15 protein-coding genes and 1 tRNA gene are annotated in these 19022 nt (G+C 56.8%); 9 read left to right on the forward strand and 7 right to left on the reverse strand.

The window, feature by feature from the left end; genetic code table 11:
- Window positions 1–127: 127 nt before the first annotated feature.
- Genes glp through FIV05_RS19930 form a run of 5 tightly spaced genes read right to left on the reverse strand, consistent with a single transcriptional unit; the run spans window position 128 to window position 5598 of the window.
- On the reverse strand, window positions 128–1333 hold the full coding sequence (gene glp, locus FIV05_RS19910; RefSeq protein ID WP_152510712.1) for a gephyrin-like molybdotransferase Glp: 1206 nt from the start codon (window positions 1331–1333) through the stop codon (window positions 128–130).
- Window positions 1333–1845, reverse strand: coding sequence for a cyclic pyranopterin monophosphate synthase MoaC (moaC, locus tag FIV05_RS19915; RefSeq protein WP_152510713.1), 513 nt, complete (start codon window positions 1843–1845; stop codon window positions 1333–1335). Before moaC ends, glp begins: the two co-directional genes overlap by 1 nt.
- Before the next feature lie 6 nt (window positions 1846–1851).
- On the reverse strand, window positions 1852–2664 hold the full coding sequence (gene trpC, locus FIV05_RS19920; protein ID WP_152510714.1) for an indole-3-glycerol phosphate synthase TrpC: 813 nt from the start codon (window positions 2662–2664) through the stop codon (window positions 1852–1854).
- Window positions 2665–2667: 3 nt separating this feature from the next.
- Entirely contained in the window at window positions 2668–3681 is a 1014-nt protein-coding gene (gene trpD / locus FIV05_RS19925; protein ID WP_152510715.1) for an anthranilate phosphoribosyltransferase, read from the reverse strand.
- 24 nt (window positions 3682–3705) lie between these two features.
- A complete protein-coding gene (locus FIV05_RS19930; RefSeq protein WP_152510716.1) occupies window positions 3706–5598 on the reverse strand; it encodes a peptidylprolyl isomerase in 1893 nt (630 codons plus the stop codon).
- A 231-nt stretch (window positions 5599–5829) separates the two neighbouring features.
- Between FIV05_RS19930 and tpiA the strand changes: the two genes are divergently transcribed.
- From tpiA to FIV05_RS19960, 6 genes are all read left to right on the forward strand, one after another.
- Complete coding sequence (tpiA, locus tag FIV05_RS19935) at window positions 5830–6588, forward strand: triose-phosphate isomerase (protein WP_152510717.1); 759 nt, start codon at window positions 5830–5832, stop codon at window positions 6586–6588.
- 125 nt (window positions 6589–6713) lie between these two features.
- Entirely contained in the window at window positions 6714–7097 is a 384-nt protein-coding gene (gene secG / locus FIV05_RS19940; RefSeq protein WP_006934575.1) for a preprotein translocase subunit SecG, read from the forward strand.
- Window positions 7098–7230: 133 nt separating this feature from the next.
- A complete protein-coding gene (locus tag FIV05_RS19945) occupies window positions 7231–8859 on the forward strand; it encodes a CTP synthase (RefSeq protein WP_152510718.1) in 1629 nt (542 codons plus the stop codon).
- Window positions 8860–8887: 28 nt separating this feature from the next.
- Entirely contained in the window at window positions 8888–9715 is an 828-nt protein-coding gene (locus FIV05_RS19950; RefSeq protein ID WP_152510719.1) for a VOC family protein, read from the forward strand.
- A gap of 292 nt (window positions 9716–10007) precedes the next feature.
- On the forward strand, window positions 10008–11168 hold the full coding sequence (locus tag FIV05_RS19955; RefSeq protein ID WP_209009721.1) for an efflux RND transporter periplasmic adaptor subunit: 1161 nt from the start codon (window positions 10008–10010) through the stop codon (window positions 11166–11168).
- A complete protein-coding gene (locus FIV05_RS19960) occupies window positions 11169–14324 on the forward strand; it encodes a multidrug efflux RND transporter permease subunit (protein ID WP_152510721.1) in 3156 nt (1051 codons plus the stop codon).
- Window positions 14325–14562: 238 nt separating this feature from the next.
- On the opposite strand, the gene FIV05_RS19965 is transcribed toward FIV05_RS19960, so the two are convergent.
- Window positions 14563–14638: transfer RNA gene (locus FIV05_RS19965), tRNA-Lys, on the reverse strand.
- Window positions 14639–15009: 371 nt separating this feature from the next.
- Here FIV05_RS19965 and FIV05_RS19970 point away from each other — a divergent pair.
- The 3 genes from FIV05_RS19970 (at window position 15010) to FIV05_RS19980 (ending at window position 17581) form a co-directional block, all read left to right on the forward strand.
- On the forward strand, window positions 15010–15303 hold the full coding sequence (locus FIV05_RS19970; RefSeq protein WP_031268452.1) for a hypothetical protein: 294 nt from the start codon (window positions 15010–15012) through the stop codon (window positions 15301–15303).
- Window positions 15304–15646: 343 nt separating this feature from the next.
- Window positions 15647–16714 carry a TAXI family TRAP transporter solute-binding subunit gene (locus FIV05_RS19975; protein ID WP_286202210.1) on the forward strand — a complete coding sequence of 356 codons (1068 nt, stop codon included), beginning with the start codon at window positions 15647–15649 and terminating at the stop codon, window positions 16712–16714.
- A gap of 126 nt (window positions 16715–16840) precedes the next feature.
- On the forward strand, window positions 16841–17581 hold the full coding sequence (locus tag FIV05_RS19980) for a cytochrome c biogenesis protein CcdA (protein ID WP_022998556.1): 741 nt from the start codon (window positions 16841–16843) through the stop codon (window positions 17579–17581).
- Between the two features lie 70 nt (window positions 17582–17651).
- Here the strand turns inward: FIV05_RS19980 and FIV05_RS19985 are convergent, their stop codons facing one another.
- The gene (locus FIV05_RS19985; RefSeq protein WP_152510723.1) at window positions 17652–18590 is read right to left on the reverse strand and encodes a hypothetical protein; all 939 of its coding nucleotides are present in this window, start codon (window positions 18588–18590) and stop codon (window positions 17652–17654) included.
- Between the last annotated feature and the right edge of the window lie 432 nt (window positions 18591–19022).

Raw genomic sequence — 19022 nt, forward strand, 5'->3', positions numbered from 1 at the left:
CGTACTGATATGAGAATGGAAACCCGGCCGACACGCGGCCGGGTTTTTATTTTCCTGAGTGGGGAGTGGTCAGCTTCTCGATTGGGACACGAGCGCAGACAGTCGCACTGCTTGCTGCCAGGTTTTGTCAGAGTACCAGTATGGGCACTTCGGCTCCGGCTTCCAGCGCAGGTGCATAAGGTGGACGGACCACAAGTGCGCCGGATTTGGCGAGCAGGTTCAACATGGAACTGTCTTGCCGGGAAAACGGCGTGACGACCGGATCACCGTTTTCCGATTTGGAAAGCGTTGCCCTGACGTAGTCCTGCCTGCGATCGTTCTCGGGCAAAGGAGAGGCGAGTATGGCTCGTTGAGGTCCGGACTGTTCCGGCGTCTGACCGAGCATTGCCTGCATGAGTGGCTTCAGAAACAGCAAGCCGCATATAAGGCTCGAGACGGGGTTTCCAGGCAGACCAAGTACCTTGGTGCCGCCAAGACGGCCCGCCATCAATGGCTTGCCCGGACGCATTGCAATTCGCCAGAACGCCAGGTCCATGCCTTCCTGACCAAGGACACTTTGAACCAGATCGTGGTCGCCGACCGAGGCGCCCCCAAGCGTGACCAGAATGTCCGCCTTCTCGGTGATCGCACGCCTAACGTGGTTCGCAAGTGCCACCGGTTCGTCGGGTGATATTCCAAGGTCGAGAGGCTGACCGCCACAATCTTCCACGAGTGCGGCGATACCTGCGTGGTTCGAGGCGATTATCTGATCCGGTCCCGGTTCCGTTCCCGGGCGAACGAGTTCATCCCCGGTTGCGAGGATCGCAACCGTCGGTCTGCGGTGCACCGGCAGGACCGCGTGGTTCATCGCAGCGGCAAGGGCGAGATGCCGGTAGGCAAGTTTGAGCGGCGGTTGCAGAAGCACATCACCTTCGCAGAAGTCCAGGCCGGCCGGCCGGACGAATGCGCCCTTGGCCGGTTTCTCAAGAACGGTTATGCGCTCGCCTTCACGCTCTGCGTTTTCCTGGATCAGGATCGTGTCCGTACCGGCCGGCACAGGAGCACCGGTAAAGATCCTCACCGTTTCACCGGTGCCCACCGTTCCGGCAAAACCATGGCCGGCCGGTGCTTCGCCGACAACGGTCAAGGATGTTCGGGAAGCGGAAAGATCTTCATGACGAATGGCGTAGCCGTCCATCGCAGACGCTGCGAAAGGCGGTTGGGTTCGGGTGGAAACAAGGGGGGCGGACAGATATCTGCCGTTGGCGCCCTCGAGCGGAACATATTCCGTTTCAAGAGGTTTTACGCCGGAAAGGAGCTTCGTCAGCGCTTCGTCGACAGGCATCAGGCTCATCAGGTGCCACCCAGGCTGCCGTCCTTGTCGAGTGTCCAATGGCCGGATTTGCCACCGGATTTTTCGACCAGACGGATATCTCCGATGACCATGCCCCGGTCTACAGCCTTCGCCATGTCGTAGATCGTCAGGCAGGCCAGCGAGCATGCGGTCAAGGCTTCCATCTCGACACCTGTCTGGCCGCTGACCTTGGTTGTCGCTGTCACGATGAGGCCGGGAAGATCATCATCGGTATCGATGTCGATGGTCACCTTGGACAACATCAGTGGATGGCAGAGCGGTATCAGTTCGTGGGTTTTCTTGGCCGCCAGGATGCCGGCTATGCGTGCCGTGCCGATAACGTCGCCTTTCTTGGCGTTACCTGACCGAATGAGATCCAGGGTTTCAGTCCGCATGGTGACGGTTCCGCGCGCGACGGCAATCCGATGCGTTACGGACTTCTCGGATACGTCCACCATGTTGGCGGCCCCTGCCGCATCCAGATGGGTCAGTTTGGCGTCCTTGTTGGCCATGTCCGCCTAAACCGCTTCGGAGAGGGCCGGACGGGCCAGGAGCGTTCTGGTAGCCGAGGCAACGTCTTCCTGACGCATCAGGCTTTCACCGATCAGGAACGTTGAAATTCCCACCTTGTTCATTCGGGAAAGGTCGGCTGGGGTGAACAGGCCGCTTTCACCGACGATGATTCTGTCGTCCGGAATGCGCGGTGCAAGCTCTTCGCTTGTTTCCAGCCTGGTCTCGAATGTCTTGAGATTGCGGTTGTTGATACCGAGCAGACGAGACGACAGCTTGAGCGCACGCTCCAGTTCATCGGCGTCATGTACCTCGAGCAAGACATCCATTCCGAGTTCGAATGCGGTGTCTTCCAGTGCTTTGGCGGTGTCGTCATCAACAGCCGCCAGAATGATCAGGATGCAATCGCCACCCCAGGCTCTGGCTTCGTATACCTGGTAGGGATCGTAGAGGAAATCCTTGCGTAGCGCTGGAAGGGAAACAGCGTCACGTGCAGCAGCCAGAAATTCAGGCTTTCCCTGGAAGGAGGGCGTATCGGTCAGGACCGAAAGACAGGCTGCGCCACCTTCTTCGTAAGCCTTTGCCAGAAGAGGTGGATTGAAATCTTCCCGAATGAGCCCTTTCGAAGGGCTGGCCTTCTTGATTTCCGCAATGAGTGCGTACTCACCGTTATCGTGTTTGGCTTCGATCGCCTTGAGAAACCCGCGTGGAGCACTCGCGTCTTTGATGCGTGCCTTGAGTTCGTCGATCGAAACGGATGCCTTTGCAGCGACGATTTCCTCGCGCTTGTAGGCTTCGATCTTTTGAAGAATGTCTGCCATGTCTTACCCGTTCGATGCTGCGACAAGCTTTTCCAAAGTGTCGGCTGCGGATCCGCTGTCAATGGATTGCGCCGCCATCTCGACACCATCCTTCAAGGTTTCCACCTTGTCTGCTACCAGCAGGGAGGCCGCTGCATTGAACAGCACCACATCGCGATAGGCGTTCTTTGCTCCGGCGAGGACGTCGCGCAGGGCTTTCGCGTTTTCCGAGGGAAGTCCGCCCTTGAGATCTTTCGGATCGGAAACGGCAAGGCCGACATCTTCGGGTGAAATTTCAAATGAACGGATTGTCCCGTTCTTGAGTTCGGCAATAGCGGTTGGACCGGTTGTGGTAATTTCGTCCATTCCGTCGGACCCGTGGACGACCCAGGCCTTTTCGGACCCTAGTTCGCGAAGAGCTTCCGCAAGCGGCTCGACCCATTTACGGGCAAACACACCAACCATCTGGCGCTTCACGCCTGCGGGATTGGTCAATGGGCCAAGCAGATTGAAGATTGTTCGCGTGCCGAGTTCCATGCGGGTTGGACCCACGTGTTTCATGGCTGCATGGTGCAGCGGGGCGAACATGAAACCGATACCCGCCCTGTTGATGCAATCGGATATCTTCCTGGCATCGATATCGATGTTGACGCCAAGTTCGGCGAGCGCTTCTGCAGCGCCCGACTTGGAAGACAATGACCGGTTGCCGTGTTTGGCGACCGGTACACCGCTGCCGGCGACGACCAGGGCCGTGCACGTGGAAATGTTGTAGCTGCCGGAATTGTCGCCACCTGTTCCCACGATATCCATCGCGTTGGCCGGGGCCTTCACCGGGATCATCTTGGACCGCATGGTCGCGACCGCACCCGTGACTTCGGCAATGCTTTCGCCGCGTACACGCAAGGCCATCAGAAAGCCGCCAAGCTGCGATGGTGTTGCAGAGCCCGACAGGATCACCTCAAAGGCTTCGCGGGCTTCTTCAGGGCTCAAGGCGTGACCGTCTGACACCTTGGCGATGAAGTCCTTGAATGTGCTCATGTCGTCATTCCACTTTCAAACGGATCAATTCCGGTCCAGCCCGATCATCTGGGCGATACCGGCATTGTTTATCTCGACCCCTGCCTTGGTTTCCCGGTCGGAGATGAACTGGCCGAGCAACGTGTCCTGAATCTGCTGGGAAAGCTGCTGACCCAGAGCCGCTACTTGCGGTGCGTCGCTCTGGAAGTCCGGTACGTTGGAACCGCTCACCTTAAGCACGATCCGACCGTTGCCGTCGTTGGTTTCGGTGACCGCGCTTGTTCCAACGGGGCCGTTGAATACAGCCGAAACAGCTTCGCGGCCGAAATCCCCGGACGGCGTGTTGCGCTTCAGGTCAGTCGCGGACTTCACTTCCAGCCCGGTTTCTGCGGAAAGGGCGATAAACGGCGTGCCGCCTTCTACCTTGGCCAATAGGTCTGCCGCAGTGTCGCTCAAGCGTTTGCCGAGTTCATCCTGCTTCCAGGCGGCAATGACGTCATCGCGAACTTCGTCGAGGGTGCGTTCGCGCGACGGGATGACCTTTGCGACGTCATACCAGAGGAACCCTTGCTCACCGAGCTGAAGGACGTCGTTTTCGATGCCGATGTCGCTGTCGAACGTACCTGCTACAAGTCCCTCCGCATCAGGCAAGGTTACGGGTTTGCCGTCTTCGCCGTTTCCGGATGCATCAAAAGCTGACGGAGTTTCTACAGTCAGGGAGAAACGCTCGCCGACTTCATCCAGCAGAGCGCCGCCGGCCCGGGCATCCTCGACTTCGTCAAGCAGATCCAGAATTTCCCGTTCCGCTTGTTCCTTGGCGAGGCTCTGGACGATCTCGTCCTTCACGTCTTCGAAGGGTTTGGTACTTTCAGGAAGGATTTCCTCGACATTCAGAATGACAGTCGAGAACCTGCCTTCCACCGTACCGCTGGTGGCGCCTTCTTCCAGGCTGAAAGCGGCATCGCCGATAGCTTCATCGAGAAAGTCGGCCTTTGCCATGACGCCAAGGGCAACGTCGTTGTTGGCAAGGTTGCGGTCACTCATGAGTTCATCAAAGGTCTTGCCTTTCGCAATTTCTTCGGCAGCTTCTTCCGCAGCCTGTTGTGACGGGAAGGACATCTGGCGGATCTTGCGGCGTTCGGGCTGGAAGAAATCTTCCGACCGGCGCTCAAATTCAGCGCGGGCGTCTTCGTCGGAAATGTCATCCGGACGAGAGAGAGACGTCGGCGTAAGTGAGACGTATTTGATTTCACGGAACTCGGGTGCCCGGAAATTGTCCTTGTTCTCTTCGAAGTATGTTGTCAGGACACCTTCGGCCGGATCCTCGATGTCTCCGATGAATTCCGGTGTGACGACCAGGTAATCAACGCTTCGCGTTTCTCCCTGATAGGCGTCAAGAACTTCCAGATAGGCAATCGGCGCCTTCATGCTGCCGGCGAGGCCTTCTGCAAGCTGTGCACGCTCTGCAACCTTGCGGCGTTCGACGACATATTCGTCTTCCCGGTATCCGTTTGCCTGCAGAACCTGCTGCAGCCGGTTCTTGTCATACCTGCCGCCCAGTCCCTGAAAGGCAGGGTCGCTCTGGATAATGGTCGCCAGGCGTTCGTCCGAAACACCGAGTTTCATGTTTTGAGCGGTGTTGTTCATGGCCGCTTCGGCCACAAGGTTGCCCAGGGTTTGCTGCGGAACACCGAGGGTCGCACCTTCTGCCGGCGTCAGCGGCCGGCCGAACTGTTGAGCCAGCCGTCCGAGGTCCTGCCTGTAGGCCCGGTCAAAATCGAACAGGGAGACTTCCGTGTCACCGACCTTGGCGGCGGTGTTCTGGCCGACACCGGTCAAGAAACCGCTGATGCCCCAAACGGCGAAGCTAAAGATCAACAGAGCAATAAACAGTTTGGCAACCCAGGTGCCAGCGCCCTTGCGCAGCGCGTCAAGCATGACGACTCCCGTATTCTTCTTCGTTCCGGCAGCCGGCGTGACCGGCTGAATTCAGGACCGGCCTTGGCCGGAGCGGGCGGATCATAAAGACGCCGCGCCGCCGCCGCAAGGCGGCCTTTTACAAACTTCGGAAGCGATTTGGGTTTTCCCGTCCTCAGGGTGATTGCAACGCGTGTGCGCTTCTGCTCTATAGGCGGCAAATCAAGGATCATGCCGCGGGAGAAACTGAACATGAGCGCAGCGATCAAGCCGTTGGTTGCCGGTAACTGGAAAATGAACGGTCTGAAGGCAAGCCAGGCTGAAGTCTACAAGATGATCGCCGGCATCAGTGACGATCTGGCGGATTCGGTCGATGCGATGATTTGTGCGCCTGCAACGCTGATCGCAGCAATTGCGGAAAAGGCGGGCAGCGGTGCCCTGTCTGTAGGTGGTCAGGATTGCCATACCGCTGTTTCTGGTGCTCACACCGGTGATATTTCTGCTGAGATGCTTGCAGATGCCGGCGCAAAGGCCGTCATCGTCGGTCATTCCGAACGCCGGACGGATCACGCTGAAAGCGATGTTGATGTCAATGAAAAGGCTCGGGCAGCCTGGAGAGCCGGCCTTGTGGCGATTGTATGTGTCGGCGAGACAGAAGCCGAGCGCAAGGCAGGCCAGGCACTTGCTATTGTCGACCGCCAATTGAACGGATCGGTTCCGGATGGGGCGACTGCCGAAAACTGCGTGATTGCCTACGAGCCTGTCTGGGCGATCGGTACAGGTCTGACACCCACCGCAGGTGATGTTGAGGAAATCCACAAGGCAATGCGGGACAATCTTTCGGCAAGGTTCGGCGGGGAAGGAGCTTCCATGCGCCTTCTTTACGGCGGGTCTGTGAAACCTGGCAATGCGCGTGAGCTGATGTCTGTTGCCAATGTCGACGGCGCGCTTGTTGGCGGCGCCAGTCTCAAGGCTGAAGATTTCCTCGGCATACTTGCTGCTTATTCCTGAAGACACCGAATATATTGTGCCTGGCCTTGAAGCTTCTGTGTCGAAGGCGCAATTGAAGGGTGGAAAGCTGGCGGCGTCTGGTGTAGAAGGCCGCAAATCTTGAATTCAATGAAGAATGGCGTTCGATGGAAACCGTAGTCATCGTAATCCACTTGATGGTCGTCCTGGCCCTGGTGCTTGTTGTCCTCCTTCAGCGTTCCGAAGGCGGCGCGCTTGGCATTGGCGGCGGAGGCGGTGGTCTGATGTCCAGTCGTGGGACTGCGAATATCCTGACGCGTGCAACTGCCGTTCTGGCGGTCGCTTTCTTCGCTACATCGCTGACGCTCAGCCTCATTGCAAAGAATCAGGACCGGCCCGGTTCGATTCTTGATGCTGTTCCGACGGCAACCCAGGAAGTGCCTGCCACGACGGACGGCACGACCGAAGGCGGTTCAGGCGGTGTTCTCGATTCGTTGAAACAGCTGAACCAACAGCAACCTTCCGGACCTCAGGTCCCGGCCGCCCAGTAAGGCGGCCGAACGGGTCTTTTGGCCCATTCACCCGACATATGCCCTGCGGCTTAACTCGCAGGGCATTTTTATGTGTTGAGAACGCAACTCCCGAGTGGCCAAGGCGCCCTCGGCAAGGATATGGTATTGGTCCATGGCGCGATATATTTTCATCACTGGCGGCGTGGTCTCCTCGCTTGGAAAAGGTCTTGCTTCTGCAGCTCTGGGCGCATTGCTCCAGGCTCGCGGTTACAAGGTCCGTCTCCGCAAACTCGATCCCTACCTGAACGTCGATCCGGGCACCATGAGCCCGTATCAGCATGGCGAATGCTTTGTGACCGACGATGGTGCGGAAACAGACCTCGATCTCGGTCACTACGAACGGTTCACCGGTCGTCCTGCGAACCAGCAGGACAACATCACCACCGGGCGGATCTATCAGGACATCATCGCCAAGGAACGGCGCGGCGATTATCTGGGCGGAACCGTCCAGGTCATTCCGCACGTGACTGATGCGATCAAGAACTTCGTTCTGACCGGCAACGAGGACTACGATTTTGTTCTCGTCGAGATCGGCGGAACTGTGGGCGATATTGAAGGCCTGCCGTTCTTCGAGGCGATCCGCCAGCTTGGCAACGATCTTCCACGTGGCGACGTCGTCTATGTGCATCTGACCCTGATGCCCTACATTCCGAGCGCCGGTGAAATGAAGACCAAACCGACGCAGCACTCTGTGAAGGAACTGCGATCCATCGGTATCCAGCCGGATATCCTGATGATCCGTTGTGATCGCCCGATCCCGGAAACGGAAAAACGGAAGCTGTCGCTATTCTGTAACGTGCGCGAGAGCGCGGTCATTCCGGCCTATGATGTCAAGTCGATCTACGACGTGCCGGTCGCCTACCACAAGGAAGGATTGGACGACGAAGTTCTGGCTGCTTTCGGCATCAAGGGGGCGCCTGCACCGGTGCTCGATCGCTGGAACGGCATTTCCGAGGCGGTTGCCAATCCGGAAGGCGAGGTCAAGATCGCGATTGTCGGCAAGTACACCGTTCTGAAGGATGCCTACAAGTCGCTGATCGAAGCATTGGTCCATGGCGGTATCGCCAACCGGGTCAAGGTGAACCTTGAATGGATCGAATCGGAGACCTTCGAGAAGGAAGACCCGAGCCCTTATCTGGAAGGTGTTCACGGAATTCTGGTTCCCGGTGGTTTTGGGGAGCGGGGCGCCGAGGGCAAGATTGCTGCGGCACACTTCGCCCGAACCCGCAAGATCCCGTATTTCGGAATTTGTTTCGGCATGCAGATGGCGGTTCTGGAAGCGGCGCGCAATCTCGCCGGGATTGCCGAAGCCAATTCCACCGAGTTTGGCCCGGCGAAGGAACCTGTTGTCGGCCTGATGACCGAATGGACGAAAGGCAACCGCAAGGAAGTGCGCGACGCCGAAGGCGATCTGGGCGGTACGATGCGCCTTGGTGCCTATCCTGCTGCGCTCAAGGCCGGTTCCAAGATTGCTGAAATCTATGGAACGACCAGCATTTCGGAGCGTCATCGCCACCGGTATGAAGTCAACATCGGCTACCGTGATGAACTCGAGAAATGCGGACTGATTTTCGCCGGGACATCGCCAGACGGTGTTTTGCCGGAAACGGTCGAAATCGCCGATCATCCCTGGTTCGTCGGTGTTCAGTACCATCCGGAACTGAAGTCCCGTCCTTTCGATCCGCATCCGCTGTTTGCATCCTTCATAAGCGCAGCGATCCATCAGGGCCGTCTGGTCTGATCGGCCAAGGCGGGAAGGGGACAAGATAATGGTGCGCGGGCTCGATCACGTCGTTGTAGCGGTGAGGGATCTGGAGGCCGCGGGCCAGGCGTGGGCCGACCTCGGTTTCACGGTTACCCCCGAAAATCGCCATTCCTGGGGAACGGCCAACCGTTTGGTTCAGCTCGACGGGTTTTTCGTCGAGCTGTTGAGTGTTGCCGATCGGGATCTCATTTTCGAGGCTTCTAAAAAGGTTTTCTCGTTTGGGGCCTTCAACCGAGATTTCCTGTCCCGGCACGAAGGGGCCAGCATGCTGGTGCTGGACAGTTCCGATCCTGCGAAAGACAGGGACGATTTCAGCAAGGCAGGACTTGATCTCTACGAGCCGTTTTCCTTCGAGCGCACCGCCAATCTGGCGGATGGCGGCAAGGTGCAAGTTGCCTTCGACCTGACATTCGTGAGTGATGCACTTGCACCGGAGATCGGCTATTTCACCTGCAGGAATCGATTTCCCGAAAATTTCTGGAAAGAAGCCTTTCAGGATCATGCCAACGGCGCTTCAACGATAAAGACGGTCTATCTCGTTGCCGGCGATCCCTCGGATCATCACGAGTTTCTGGGTGGGTTCACTGGCCAGCGCGAAATGCGCGCCACCAGTCTGGGTCTGGAGCTCAAGACTGCTCGCGGGACAATCTCCGTGCTAACGCCATCTGCGTATGCGTCACTGGTCGGCGCGGACGCAGCTGCGCAAATTGCCGGTTCCCTGCCGCAGATTGTTGCTCTGGAAATCGGCTGCGAAGGATTGGATGAGCGCAAGATCGTGCCGGCGGGCCAGCTCAACGGGCTCACACTGATCCTGTCGCCAGTCGTCTCATAGAAGAAGTTCATTCTTTGTGAGATGGCTTGGCCGGTAGACGTACCACCCACGCTCTCCGGCTGGCTTTGCCGCACTTTATCGCATTCAGGATATTTGCCGGCGCATAAACCGTTGGGTGCGTTTCGTGGTTGACGTGCCGGGCAATGTATACGTGACTTTGAAAACGTTAAGGAATTTTTCCCGCCAAGACCACACGGCCTGGGCACAATTCACTTGTTGAATCAACCAGTCCTTTTATAGTGAACTCCAAATCATGCGCCTTGACCTGATGGTCGGACTGCGGAGTTCCCGAATGACTTTTTCGCCTTTTGCCTTTTTCCCTCGCAAACTAGCATTCGTTGCTGCAACCTCGGCTCTCCTGGCCGCGTGCTCCGACGACTCGCAAAAGGCCGCTCCGGCAGCGCCGCCACCATCGGTGACCGTTGCCAAGATCGCGTCCCAGGATATTCGCCAAAGCGCTCGTTTTGTCGGGCAGGTCGCCGCAATCGACCAGGTCGACCTCATGGCGCGCGTCAAAGGTTTCCTGGAAGAGAAAGCTGTGCCGGACGGCTCCGTCGTCAAGAAAGACGACCTGTTGTTCACGATTGAAAAAGCGCAGTATCAAGCTGCGCTGACGAAGGCCAAGGCTGATCTTGCAAGCGCGAAGGCAGACGCGGCACTGAAGGCTGCCGACGAGAAGCGTGACAGGGACCTCCGAGACAAGGGGCACCTCTCCGAGGCGGCTTACGAAGCGACCTTGGCGCAAAAGCAGCAAGCGGAAGCCTCGGTGGAAGCTGCGCAATCGTCTCTGCAGGAAGCGGAGCTCAATCTCAGTTACACCGACATTTCAGCACCTTTCGACGGCCAGCTCGGCAAGACCACCTACAGCGTTGGCGAGGTTGTCGGACCCACAACGAATTCACTGGCCAGCTTGATCAGTCTTGCTCCTGTCTACGTCAATTTTTCCGTCAGCGAGGCGCAGTACCTCAACGCGGTCAAGACACACGGGATAAACCCAGCCGATATCCAGCCGGATGAGTCTCCGGACCTGAAACTGGTTCTGCCAAACGGGCAGGACTACAATGAAAAGGGCAAAATCGTCTTCATCGACAATCAGGTCGATACGGCGACAGGCACCATCTCTTTCCGCGGACAATTCGACAACAAGGACATCCGCCTTATTTCCGGAACCTATGTGACGGTGGTTCTCGAAGCGCCGAAAACGGAAACGGCGCTGGTTGTGCCGCAGGCTGCCATTCAAAGGGACCAGGAAGGAGCGTTTGCGCTGGCAATCACATCGGACAAGAAGGTGGAACAGCGCTACGTGACACTGGGTCAGCAGGAAGGCACGAATTTCGTCGTCTCCAAAGGCCTGAAAGAAGGTGACGAGGTCATCATCGAAGGGTTGCAGAAAGTGCGCCCCGGCGTTGTCGTGAACCCGGTACTTGCTTCCAAGCCGGCGGAGAAAAGCTAAATGTTTTCACGCTTTTTTATCTACCGGCCGAAATTCGCGCTGGTCATTTCCATTGTTATCACTATTGCCGGTGTGCTCGGGTATCTGTCGCTTCCGGTTGAACAGTTTCCGAATATCACCCCGCCGGTCGTAAACGTTACGGCGACCTATACCGGCGCCAATGCCGAAGTGCTGGAAGAAACTGTTGCCGCCCCGATCGAAGGGCAGGTCAACGGCGTCGACGACATGATCTATATGCAGTCGACCAGTAACGACAGCGGCAACTATTCGCTCAACGTTACCTTCGCTGTCGGAACAGACCCGGACATTGCCACGGTTAACACGCAAAACCGGGTCAGTCAGGCCAACAGCCAGCTGCCAAGCGATGTGACCAACAATGGTGTGACCGTGCAGAAAGCCAGCACGAACATGTTGCTGGTCATTACACTGTTTTCGCCAAACGGCAGTTACGATCCGGTCTTCCTGTCAAACTATGCCTCGATCAATCTGAAGGATGCACTTGCCCGTGTGCCTGGGGTTGGTCTGGCAGACGTCATGACCGACTTCTCCTACGGCATGCGCATCTGGCTTGATCCGGACAGGTTGACCAGCCTGGGCATGACACCGACGGATTTCATCACCGCCGTACGTGACCAGAACATTCAGGTGGCTGCCGGTCAGATCGGCGCGCCTCCGGTTCCGGACGGACAGCAGTTCCAGTACACGATCAAGGCAAAGGGCCGTCTGGCCTCACCGGAAGAATTTGAGCAGATCGTTCTGCGAACCGGTGCAGACGGCGCAGTCGTAACGATTGGCGATGTTGCCCGCGTCGAGCTCGGTGCGCAGGTTTACAACGCCTCCGGTGAATACAACGGCAAGCCTTCTACGGTTCTGGCAATCTATCAGGCCCCAGGCGCGAACGCGCTTCAGGTATCGGAAAACGTGCTGGCTCGCCTCGATGAGCTGGCCAAGAATTTTCCGCCGGACATGCAGTACGGCGTTCCCTTCAACACCACGGATTTCGTTCAGGCTTCTCTCAACGACGTCATCACCACACTTTTCCTGACCTTCCTTCTGGTGGTGTCGGTGGTGTTCATCTTCCTTGGGAACTGGCGAGCGACAATCATTCCGACTGTTGCCATTCCAGTGTCGCTGATCGGCACGTTTGCCGTGCTGCTGGCACTTGGCATGACGCTCAACACGATTTCGCTGTTCGCGCTGGTGCTTGCCATCGGTATCGTTGTGGATGATGCCATCGTCGTCGTGGAAAACGTGGAACGCATCATTGCCGATGAAGGCTTGTCGCCGAAAGAAGCCACGACGAAGGCGATGGAACAGATCACCAGTCCGGTGATTGCCACGACGCTGGTGCTGCTGGCGGTGTTCGTTCCGACAATCTTCATGCCAGGCATTACCGGCCGTCTCTATTCCCAGTTCGCAGTTACCATCTCGGTCTCTGTGCTGATTTCCTCGATCAACGCCCTGACGCTGTCTCCGGCTCTCTGTGGCCTGATCCTGAAAGCTCGTTCAGGTCCGCCGCGCGGCATCATGGGGTTGTTTGACCGTGGCATCACCTCGGTACGCAACGGATATACCTCTGTTATTCGCCGCCTTGTTCGTTTCGCCGTGATAGGGCTTGCCGTTGTTGCAGGGGCAGTCGCCTTGATCGTGACACTCGGCGGAACACTGCCTCAGGGCTTTCTGCCTTCGGAAGACCAGGGCTACCTGATGGTCGACGTTCAGCTTCCCGATGGAGCGTCGCTGCAACGGACAGAGAACGTCACCAAGCAGGTGGTTGACCTGACCTCCAAAACGCCAGGTGTGGAAGACGTCGTCATCGTCAACGGCTACTCCATCCTGAACGGCGCAACGTCCTCGAATGCGGCGCTGGTGATTGCGACCATGAAGAACTGGGAAGACCGTCAGGCACCCGATCTTCGAATTGACGCGATCCTTGCAAAGTTCTGGGCGGAATTCTCGACTATTCCTGGTGCAAATATCATCGCCTTCAACCCTCCGCCGATTCCGGGCCTTGGCACGACCGGCGGTGTTCAGGTGATGCTGCAACAAACCGGTGGAGGTTCGCCGCAGGATTTGTCGTCGGCACTTGGGTCGTTGATTTATTCTGCAAATCAGAGTCCCGCGGTTGGGCGCGCCTACTCGACTTTCCGGGCCAATGTGCCTCAGGTCTTTATTGATCTTGATCGTGAAAAGGCCAAAACGCTCGGCATCAATGTGTCGGATGTGTTCACGACACTGCAGGCCTATCTGGGCTCGTACTATATCAACGACTTCAACATCTTCGGCCGGGTCTACAAGGTGATGATCCAGGCGGAAGGCAAGTTCCGCGATCGGGTGGAGGATATCGGTGCACTGTATGTGCGGTCGAGCGACGGCACCATGGTGCCCATGCGAAGCATTCTGACGACACAGAATGTCCTCGGTCCGCAGATTCTGACCCGCTACAACATGTTCCGTGCCGCCGCCGTGATGGCTGATCCGGCACCAGGAGCCTCAACAGGTGTTGTCATCAACGAAGTCAATGCCGCAGGGGCTGAAGCCCTTCCGGACGGGTATTCTCTCGAGTGGACCGGTACAGCACTGCAGCAGCTCGGATCGGGGCAGATCGTTCTGTTCATCCTGCTTTTGTCGATCTTGTTCACATACCTCTTCCTGGTCGCTCAATATGAGAGTTGGACGATGCCGATCGCGATCTTGATGTCGGTGTCGTTTGCAATCCTCGGGGCGCTTGTTGCTGTCTTTGCGACTGGGGGGGATGTCAACCTCTACACGCAGATCGGCATGATCATGCTTGTCGGGATGGGCGCCAAGAATGCCATCCTCATCGTCGAGTTTGCGATGGAGCAAAGGGCCGATGGCAAATCGATCAAGGATGCTGCAGTAGAAGCGGCTCATCTTCGGTTCAGGGCGGTCATGATGACGGCCTTGTCGTTCTTGCTGGGGGTCGTGCCTTTGATGACGGCATCAAGTGCTGGTGCGGCCAGTCAGAAAGCCATTGGCTTCGCGGTGTTCGGTGGCATGCTGTTTGCGACCTGCATCGGCATTCTCATGATCCCGATTCTTTATGTGAACATGCAGACCATGCGTGAAACCGTCAAAAGCTGGTTTGGTGGAAAAGGAAAAACCCAGACGGAACAGGAGCCTGTTGCGTCCTGATCTGAGAAAATTTTCAATACGCAAACGGTTTTGCGTTGTTTGAATCTTACCTAAGGTTAGTTTTGCCGGGCGATCCAGATGGGTTGTCCGGCTTTGCTTTTAGGTCAAATGCCAGCAAGTTCTCAGGTCCCGGGATTGCGAACTTGGATAGTGAAAACACAGATCTCGTCCACCGTGCGGCGAGCAAGCGGCAGATACTACAAGCTTAAAATTTTTAAGGGTAAGCTTTTGGAAATATTGGTGAGCCGACAGGGGTTCGAACCCTGGACCTACTGATTAAAAGTCAGTTGCTCTACCAGCTGAGCTATCGGCTCTCACCAATTTCCGAAGCGGTTCAGTGCGTTGTTGCAGCGCCACCGCGTTGGTGGCGTGTGTTTAGGCCGACCTTGAGGACAATGCAAGAGGCAAAATCGATTTTTTCAACAGGGTAGGAAAAAACAGCGTTGTTCAGTGGTCACTGTTGAAAACACACAACCAAAATTGGGAAATGGTGAATTCTCGCACATGTTATTAGCAACAACGGCTCTGCGATTGATAGTAATATCAAGTACAGTTGATTTTACTCTTTTTAACTCTAGTTGCTAATTTTCGCTTCTAAGAAAATAACGATCATTCTCCTGCGAAAACTGTCAGGTAGCGCAATAAAGCTATGTGAGGTAACGTTATCAGGCACATGAGAGGTTACATGCACACAACGACAATCGACACCCACACGAGCTCCGTCGAGTTCGATTTCGTGAAGGGGCACATCGCGGCGACGATGACGCTGATTCACGGATTGATCGACCAGGGCTTGATCGACCGGGAACGGCTCGACCTGTTTTTCGCGTCGTTTATCGGAGACCTTCCGCATAGCCGGGAAACGCTCGGCTTGCGTCTCATCCTTGACCAGTGGCGGCAGGGCCTTCGCGACGGTGATGCCGAAGAAGAGCTAAAGGGGAAGCTCTTTGAGGTGATCCGGGGAGGGCGAAACAACTGACGTTGTCTGGAGTATGGCCGGTCCAGGGGTTGGGGACCGTGGCATATTCTCGTCCGTAGCATTTGTTCAATCGAAATTTGTTCTGATCAGAAATTTTTTCAAAGTGTTTGCGCTATCGGTCCGGTCATGGGCTCGGTAACTTGTGTTTGAACCGATCGTCCCGAACTGGTGTTGACGCGTCGCCTCTGCTATCCCTTCGACATTGCGTAATCTTGCGGGTGCCTCGGCAGCCAGATGTGCAAGAGTCGCACTGCAGCGCCTGATGCTGGGTTGTTGCGGTCGGTGTGTAGCCGAGTTGTTGAAGGATACCGCCATATTTGTCGGCGGCAGAAGGGCGGAACATTTGGCAAAGTCTCTGGAGACCCTCGTTGCAGCGCAGTCCTTTACGCGCCAGTTGACCGGTTCCATTACCGCATGCAGCCGTCGTACCGCCCTTCTGGGAGCGGGATTGCTGGTGTTGAGCGGTGCAATCGCTGGCGCGCGTGCGGATGAACAGCATTTCATCACGATAGGCACTGGCGGCGTTACCGGCGTCTATTATCCGTCCGGCGGGGCGACTTGCAAGATCGTCAACATGACACGCGCCGACCACGGCGTTCGTTGCTCAGTCGAAACCACGCTGGGGTCGATTGCCAATATCGAAAAGATTCGTTCCGGTGAAATCGATTTTGGTTATGTGCAGTCCGACTGGCAGCACCACGCTTTTCTCGGGAGCTCTGCCTTTGAAAAGGCCGGGCCGTTCGACGAACTTCGCTCCATCTTTTCACTTCATGCCGAAGTCGCAACGATCGTCGTTCGAGAAGAATCTTCCTATCGGGTCTTCGACGATTTGAAAGAGGCAAAGATAAATATCGGCAGCAAGGGGTCGGGGTCTGCAGCTTCCTGGAACGCTCTGATCAGCGGCCTTGGCTGGACGCAGAGCGATCAGGAAGATCTTGAAGAGCTCAAGACATCGGAACTGTCTGAAGCGCTTTGTTCAGGCAGAATTGATGCCTATTTCGAATTGATTGGTCATCCGGCTGCGTTGATCGAGGAAACTCTGGCTCGTTGCGATATTCGCCTGATTGGTATCGATGGCGAGGCAGTTGATGAGCTTTTGAAAGAAGTTCCCTACTACATGCCGGCCGACATCCCTGCGGGCCTTTACGGTCTTTCGCAGCCAGTGGACTCCTTCGGCGTTGTCGCGACCTTCGTAACGTCTGCGCGCATGCCGGAACCGATCGTGACAACACTCGTCGAAGCGGTTTTCGAAAATTTCGACAGCTTCAAGCGTCTGCATCCTGCACTTGGTCGCCTGACAGAAAATGACCTGGTTGCCTACAGGATGCCGGCGCCGCTACATCCTGGCGCATTGACCTATTTCCAGGAAAAAGGCCTAGTGCCCGCAACCGCACCGGCAAAGGCAAACTGACCGGTGTTCACAGCTCTCCAAATGGTGAGCACCTTGTGTCTTTGGTCAAAGCAGGGAAGCGGCTAATAAGGTCGCTCCGAGGCTCGCCGGATTGCCGGTGGGCTGCCTGAACAACCGGAATGTCGAATGATCCAGGAAGTCACCATCATAGGCGCCGCGCTTGCCGGTGTCCTATCCTTTGTCTCGCCTTGCGTCCTGCCGTTGGTGCCTCCTTACCTGGGGTTCCTTGCGGGCGTTTCGCTGGAGCAATTATCAGGTGAAGCAGAAGACAGCACGGCCGCATCGCGCCGGGTGTTTCTGAGCGCGCTGTTCTTTGTGCTTGGTTTTTCAACCGTGTTCGTTTTGCTGGGGGCGACTGCCAGTTTTCTTGGCCAGTTCATTCGCGCCTATCTCGATTACCTGAGCTATATCGCCGGCGCCGCGATCATCGTCATGGGGCTGCATTTCCTTGGCGTGTTCCGCATAGGCCTGCTTTACAAGGAAGCACGTGTTCACGTGGAGAAAAAGCCTGCAGGTCCACTTGGCGCCTATGTCATCGGTCTTGCCTTCGGCTTTGGCTGGACACCATGTGTCGGCCCAATTCTGGCTGCCATTCTGTTTGTCGCCGGCGGAAAAGAAACGGTGGGGCAGGGAGCCTTGCTCTTGAGCGCCTATGCACTCGGCCTCGGCATCCCGTTCCTGATTGCAGCGCTTTTCGCTTCGCCGTTTCTCAAGTTCATGCGGCGGTTCCGCAAGCACATGGGTGTCGTCGAAAAGACCATGGGAGGCGTTCTCGTATTGACCGGGGTCATGTTTCTGACCGGGCAGATGGCGGTCCTGTCCTATTGGCTCCTGGAAACGTTCCCCGCGCTTCAGACCATCGGGTAAACGCAGCGCCAAGGTTCTTCGTCTTGGCGCATTTCATCAACCGACTGAAATCTACCTAGTTCAGGTTGCCTTAAAACGCCGTGTCGCGAAATTCCGCAGCAGTCACGAGCGGATCGCCCGCGAACAGGGCCGGGTGACAGAGCTCGGTCACATCCAAAAGGTGAAGACACGCAACGGCAGCGTCCGCCGCATTGGCAAACGGGCCGACCATCAGGGCTATACCGCCTTGAGGCGTATTTCGTTCCATCAGGAGCGGGCGAAGGTCACGCATGCGTTCCGCATTTTGATTCTTGAAATCGGCCCAGGCTTTTGCTGCTGCTGCAGTTGAGCTGTAGTGACCGATAATCGCCCCGAAATCGCTTCGCTTCAGTTTGCTGTCACCGCCACCGCGAAGCCGTCCGGCGGGACTGGAAGGCGTGATAACCGCAGGTCGACTTGTCGTCTGGGTAGGTGTTGCGTCGAACGGCTCCGGCAAGGGCGGTGTAGAAGGCGTATTGTCTTCAACGGCCAAGGGGATTGAACCTGTCGCTTGGGGTTCGCCACCTGGTGCGGGCAGATCTACCCTTGGCAGGTCGACAATCCGGACCGGTTCGGCAGAATTGAAACTTCGGTTAGGTGCGTCGACTGGAGCGGTTCCGGAATCGATGCTGACCATCCGGGGGGGCGCCTTGGGGACGTCAAGGGCAGGCGTTGAAACCTTATTCTTGGTGTCCGCCTGATCTGGTGCCGCAGAAGTCGTCTGGTTCGGCTTTGAAACAACGAGTTTTGCTTTAGGCGACGCTACGGGGACGGGAAGTGGTTTCTCCGCTTTTTCCGTCATTTCAGTGCGGACGATGCCCGGGCTTGGTTCCACTGGTTGGCCGCTGTCTCTGTCAGTATTCTCCGCTTCAGAGAGCCTGGAAAAAGCGGCTTCCTTCTCCAGTGCTGCGATGCGGCGCGAATATGCAAGATTTTGTTCGGCAAGTGCGCTAAGGCGTCGACGCAACCCGACGATTTCTTTCTGCAGCACAGAGATCTGGCTCTGGTCCAGACCGGGAAGGGGGGCGTGATCGCTTTCTTCCGGCAACTGCATGACTTCTACCGGCACCCCTCTGCCGGAAGATGACGTGATGGAGGCCGTTGACCCCACGCTTCCGACCGGGGGAAGGGCTAGTCCCGTCGGGAAATCGAACTTCGGTGTGAATTGCCCGTGGGCGTTGCTGAACTGATAGGAAGCAAGGCCGACAGTTCCCATGCAAACGGCCGCAAATGCCCAGGAAAGCAGGCCGACACGCGAAGGCGTGAACGTATCCCGGACAACGTCCCGAACAGATTTTTGTGCCTTCCGTTTTGCCAAAAGTCCTGCTTTCCGAGCCTGAAACCGAATCTCAAAGAAGATACCTCATCAGGTGTGCATTATGGTTAATGAAAAGCAAACCGAAGCACTCGGGAAGTCAGATCT

This window comes from Labrenzia sp. THAF191a, assembly GCF_009363335.1.
Taxonomy (GTDB): Bacteria; Pseudomonadota; Alphaproteobacteria; order Rhizobiales; family Stappiaceae; genus Roseibium; species Roseibium algicola.